The sequence below is a fragment of the Hydrogenophaga sp. genome (assembly GCF_031426985.1).
Lineage (GTDB): Bacteria > Pseudomonadota > Gammaproteobacteria > Burkholderiales > Burkholderiaceae_C > Hydrogenophaga.
Genome location: NZ_JASJOY010000150.1, coordinates 1 through 4,818, shown reverse-complemented (window position 1 = coordinate 4,818; position 4,818 = coordinate 1). Strand labels below are relative to the sequence as shown.

The 4,818-nt window shown below is 69.9% G+C and carries 6 protein-coding genes; 1 reads left to right on the top strand and 5 read right to left on the bottom strand.

Annotation, left to right across the window (positions count from 1 at the left end; translation table 11 throughout):
* A partial coding sequence (locus RMP09_RS16600) for a LysR substrate-binding domain-containing protein (protein WP_310567095.1) occupies window positions 1-348 on the top strand: 348 nt, incomplete at its 5' end.
* 65 nt (window positions 349-413) lie between these two features.
* Here the strand turns inward: RMP09_RS16600 and RMP09_RS16595 are convergent.
* From RMP09_RS16595 to RMP09_RS16575, 5 genes are all read right to left on the bottom strand, one after another.
* Complete coding sequence (locus tag RMP09_RS16595) at window positions 414-983, bottom strand: lectin-like protein (protein WP_310567094.1); 570 nt, start codon at window positions 981-983, stop codon at window positions 414-416.
* A 153-nt stretch (window positions 984-1,136) separates the two neighbouring features.
* Window positions 1,137-1,580 carry a hypothetical protein gene (locus tag RMP09_RS16590; protein WP_409559746.1) on the bottom strand — a complete coding sequence of 148 codons (444 nt, stop codon included), beginning with the start codon at window positions 1,578-1,580 and terminating at the stop codon, window positions 1,137-1,139.
* Window positions 1,581-1,618: 38 nt separating this feature from the next.
* The gene (locus RMP09_RS16585; protein ID WP_310567093.1) at window positions 1,619-2,548 is read right to left on the bottom strand and encodes a LysR family transcriptional regulator; all 930 of its coding nucleotides are present in this window, start codon (window positions 2,546-2,548) and stop codon (window positions 1,619-1,621) included.
* 63 nt (window positions 2,549-2,611) lie between these two features.
* Window positions 2,612-3,538 (bottom strand): hydroxymethylglutaryl-CoA lyase, encoded by a 927-nt coding sequence (locus RMP09_RS16580; RefSeq protein WP_310567092.1) that lies wholly within the window; start codon window positions 3,536-3,538, stop codon window positions 2,612-2,614.
* A gap of 95 nt (window positions 3,539-3,633) precedes the next feature.
* Window positions 3,634-4,626, bottom strand: coding sequence for a tripartite tricarboxylate transporter substrate binding protein (locus RMP09_RS16575; protein WP_310567091.1), 993 nt, complete (start codon window positions 4,624-4,626; stop codon window positions 3,634-3,636).
* Window positions 4,627-4,818 lie beyond the last annotated feature (192 nt).

The window sequence follows — 4,818 nt, the reverse complement described above, 5'->3', positions numbered from 1 at the left end:
CCGCTGATCGAGGCGGCCGCACGCGACGCCGGGCTGGCACCGCCCCAGGCCGTGACCGACATCAGCTCCATCAGCATCCTGCGCACCTCGCTGCTGGCCGGGCTGGGGCAGACGCTGCTGCCGGTGATGCCACTCAAGGCCGATGTCGACGCCGGCCTGCTGCAGGCCACGCCCGTGGTGTCGCCGCCGCTGGAGCGGGTGCTGGCGCTGTGCACCTCGGCCCACATCCCGCTGTCGGCCGCCGCGCAGGCGGTGGCGCAGCAGGCCATGGCGGTCGCGGGTGAGCTGTGCCGCAGCGGGCAATGGCCCGGCGCGCGTCTGGTCGCGCCGGCGCCGGCCCACCGGTGATCCGGCCACGTGCGGCACGGATGACACCCGCCATGCGAGCGCCGACCGCCCGAAGGCAGCCCCCTTCAGGCGAAGGCAGGTCGGCGTCTGGCGACGCCGGCCAGCACCGCTGCCAGCACCAGCAAAGACCAGATGCCCGGCTCCGACACATCCCTCGGCGCCGCACGCTCGACGATGTAGCCCCGCGCGAAACCATAGGTGCTGACCACCGTGTCCGGCGCATCGTTCCAGGCCCACGTGGTGCTTCTCAGGTCGTAGGCCAGGAAATCTTCATTGCCCGAGTTGTTGGGCTCTCCAGGCGCCCAGTGCACATACGAGAACGCCTCGCCGGTCTCCCATGCCCAGGTGCCCTCGACCGCGGTGTCCGTTCCCCCCAGCCAGAAATGGGAACGCTGCGCAAAGGCCGTGGACAGCAGTGACGCCACGAAACTGTCTTCTGCCGCAGAGGTGATGGTCGCCAGACGCCAGGACGATCCCATCGCACTGGCGGCCGCATCGGCAGCCGTCCAGGTGATGCCCTCCGCCAGGATCACGTCGTACTGGCTGCCGCCGAACGCCACCGGTGCGGCATGGGCCGTGCAGGCAAAGCCCATGACCAGGCCCACGGTGGACAACAGGTGTTTGAACGCGTTCATGGGGCCTCCTCGACTGGTTGCTGCAACAAATTGCAAGTTGCATGCCGGAGCCGAACACCGTTGATTCCATTCGCCGGCCCGCGCCGATCCCGTCGCGGATGTCAGCGGAGTCGACAGAATGTCGGCCCCACCCGCCGGCTTCGCTGAGGGGAACTACAACTGCCCTTCGGTCAGCGTGTCGAGCTGGAAGCGCCCGCTCTTGTCCCACAGCCAGGTGTCGGTCCAGGTGACCGCGCCGCCGGGCGACGGGAAGGGCGCGGCCTGGCGCACGGTGCGCTCGATCTCGGCCACCACCTCGGGCGCATGACTGGGTGCGCGCAGCCAGTGGAGCTTCGTGACCCGCCCCGCGCGGTCGATGTCGACCTGCAGCACCCCGATGGCGTAGAGCATGGGCGGCATCTGGCCTTTGAAGATGCGGTGGGCGTTGCGCTGGTAGACGTGGCTGGCCGCCGCGCGGCGGTAGTCGCGCGAGGCCGGCGCGTCGGGCGCGCGGCCCACGCCGGGCATCGAAATCGGGATCGAGCAGCCGGCCAGCCCGGTTGCGATGCCGGCCGCGCCGGCCAGCACAAGCCCACGACGGGCGATGGGAGGGTTCATGTTCGGTTCTCCTTGCTTGGCCACGGCAGGCGCATCGATCAACGCCCTGCCCAGAAATCCGCCTGCCCGTAATGGTGCTTCAAAAAGTCGATCCACAGGCGCACGCGCAGGGCCAGGTGCTTGCGCTGGGGGAACAGCGCGTAGATGCCGTTGGGCGGCGCGGCGTAGTCGTCGAGCACGGTCACCAGGCGGCCGGCGGCGATGTCGGCCTCCACCTCCCAGGTGCTGCGCCAGGCGATGCCATAGCCCGCCAGGCACCACTCGTGCAGCACCTGGCCGTCGCTGCAGTCCAGCGGGCCGCCGGGGCGCAGGTGGGTGATCTCGGTTTCGCTGCCGCCCTCGCCGGCGGGCATGGAAAAAGCCCAGCCGCGCGTCTGTGACGCGTCGCTGCTGAGCACCAGGCAATCGAAGCGCACCAGGTCCGCGGGGGTCAACGGGCGGCCGTGGCGCTGCAGGTATTGGGGCGTGGTCACGCACAGGCGGCGGTTGTCGGCCAGGCGCACGCTGACCAGCGACGAATCGGGCAGATCGCCCACCCGCACCGCGCAGTCGTAGCCCTCGCCGGCCACGTCGACCACGCGGTCGCTTAGGTTCAGCGAGATGGTGACCTCGGGGTGCAGCTCGCGAAAACGCGGCACCAGCGGCGCCACGTGGCGGCGGCCAAAGCCCGCCGGCGCGGTGATGCGCAGATGCCCGCTGGCCTTGACGCCACCGGCGCTGACGCTGGCCTCGGCGTTGGCCAGGTCGGTCAGCAGGCGCTGGCAGTCTTCGAGGAAGGCGCTGCCTTCGTGGGTGAGCGTGATGCGCCGCGTGGTGCGCACCATGAGCTTGACGCCCAGGCGGGCTTCGAGCGCGTCGAGCCGGCGGCCGATGATGGCCGGGGCCACGCCCTCGGCCTTGGCGGCCGCGGTCAGGCTGCCGCGCGCGGCGACGGACACGAAGGTTTCGAGCTGTTTGAGTTTGTCCACCGGGGCAGATTACCCCAGCAGCGGTGTCAAATCAACCGATCCACCTGATGGATTGATAGTGTTTCAGACACCGAATGATGCCGATGTCCAGCCTTTGGGCCACCCGGCTTCGGGCGTCATGCCATAGATGGGCTCGCCGGGCAGGCCGGCCTTCAACGGCTCGCGCGCGGCCATGAGCTTCTGGAGATTCACCCCCGTGCTCACGCCCATGGCCTCGAACATGAAGACCAGGTCTTCGGTGACGACGTTGCCGCTGGCGCCGGGCGCGTAGGGGCAACCGCCCAGGCCGCCGAGCGAGCTGTCAAAACTGCGCACGCCCACGTCGTACGCCGCCAGGCAGTTGGCCAGGCCCAGGCCGCGGGTGTTGTGCATGTGGGCCGCGCCGGCGCGCTCGCCCAGCTCGGCGCGCAGCCGGGTGAACAGGCGCCGCACCTGCGCGGGGTTGGCCATGCCGGTGGTGTCGGACAGGCCCACTTCATCGACGCCGGCCTGCACACAGGCCAGGGCCAGCGCGATCACCTCGTCTTCCGGCACCGCACCCTGCAACGTGCAGCCAAACGCGGTGGACATGCCCACCTCCACCGGCACGCCGGGCGCCACCGCGTTGCGCAGGGCGATCACCTCGCTCAGCTCGGTCACCATCTGCTCGCGCGTCTTGCGCACGTTGGCCAGCGAATGCGCCTCGCTGGCCGAGACCGGCAGCGTGAGCTTGTGCACCCCGGCGGCCAGCGCGGCTTCGGCCCCGCGCCGGTTGGGCACCAGGGCCATCACGCGCAGGCCCGGGAGGGTGAGCGCGTGCCGCACCACCTCGGCCACGTCGGCCATCTGCGGCAGCAGCTTGGCCGGCACGAAGGAGCCGACCTCGATCTCGCGCAGGCCGGCCGCGGCCAGCGCACTGATCCAGCGGCATTTGTCCGCCGTGGGCATGGTGGCTTTGACGGACTGCAGGCCGTCGCGCGGACCGACTTCGCTGATGTGGACCTGGGGCATGGAATTGGCCCCCACGCTCCGCCGCTGACGCGGGTCGCTGCCCTCCAAGGGGGCACTTTTCATCCTGGGGCGGCCCGGCGAAGAAAAAATGCCGCTCACTGCGCGACCACGCCGGCCTTCTTGACCAGCCCGGCGTACTTCACCATTTCGCTCTTGAAGTGCGCCACCGCGGCTTCGGGTGAGGTCAGGCTGATGGTGTTGCCCTGCTTGGCCATGGCGTCTTTCACTTCCTGCGTGTTGAAGGCCTTGACGAAGGCGGCGTGCAGGCGCTTGACCAGGTCCGGGCTCATGCCCTTGGGGCCGGCGGCGGCGATCCAGCCTTCGACCAGGTAGTCGGGAAAGCCCTGCTCCACGGCGGTGGGGATGTTGGGCGCGGCGGGAATGCGCTGCGGCGCCGAGACGCAGATGGCGCGCACGCGGCCGGCGTCGATCTGGCCCTTGCAGGCCGGCAGCGCGCCCACGCCCCAGTGCACCTGGCCGCCCACGATGTCGGCCAGCATGGGGCCGAAACCGCGGTAGGGGATGTGGGTAGAGAAGGTGCCGGTGACGTCCTTGAACATCTCGGCCGCCAGGTGGAGGATGGTGCCGTTGCCCGAGGAGGCGAAGTTGTACTTGCCGGGGTTGGCCTTGAGCAGGGCCACGAACTCCTGCATGTTGTTCACCGGCAGGCCGGGGTTGACCACCAGCACCAGCGGCGTGGCGCCGATGATGGTGATGGGCGTGATGTCGGCGATGGGGTCGAAGGGCAGCGACTTGAGCACCGAGGGGTAGATCACGTGGTTGTTGGACACCATGCTCAGGGTCTGGCCATCGGGCGCGGCCTTGACCACCGCGTTGGTGCCCACCACGCCACCGGCGCCGGGCTGGTTCTCGATCACCACCGAGGTGCCCAGGGCCGCGGCCAGCTGGTGGCTCGCGGCGCGCGCGATGCCGTCCACGCCCGAGCCGGCGCTGACCGGCAGGATGAAGCGGACCACCGAGCCGGGTGCCTGCGCGAACAGGTCGCCGTGCGTGCCCAGGGCGGCGGCGGCCAGACCCAGCAGGGCCTGGCGGCGGTTGAGGAATGACGGGCTGTGGTCGTGGGTCATGCTGATGTCTCCGTTGTCGTGATGGGAAAAGAACCGGTCCTCACGCGATCGCTGCTCGCGCCTGCAGTTGCTCGATGTCTTGTGAGCTGTACCCCAGGCCGTGCAGCAGCTCGGCCGTGTGCTGTCCCATGGTGGGCGGCTGCAGGCGCACGCCCAGGCGGTGGCCGTCCATGGTGAAGGGGAACAGCGTGG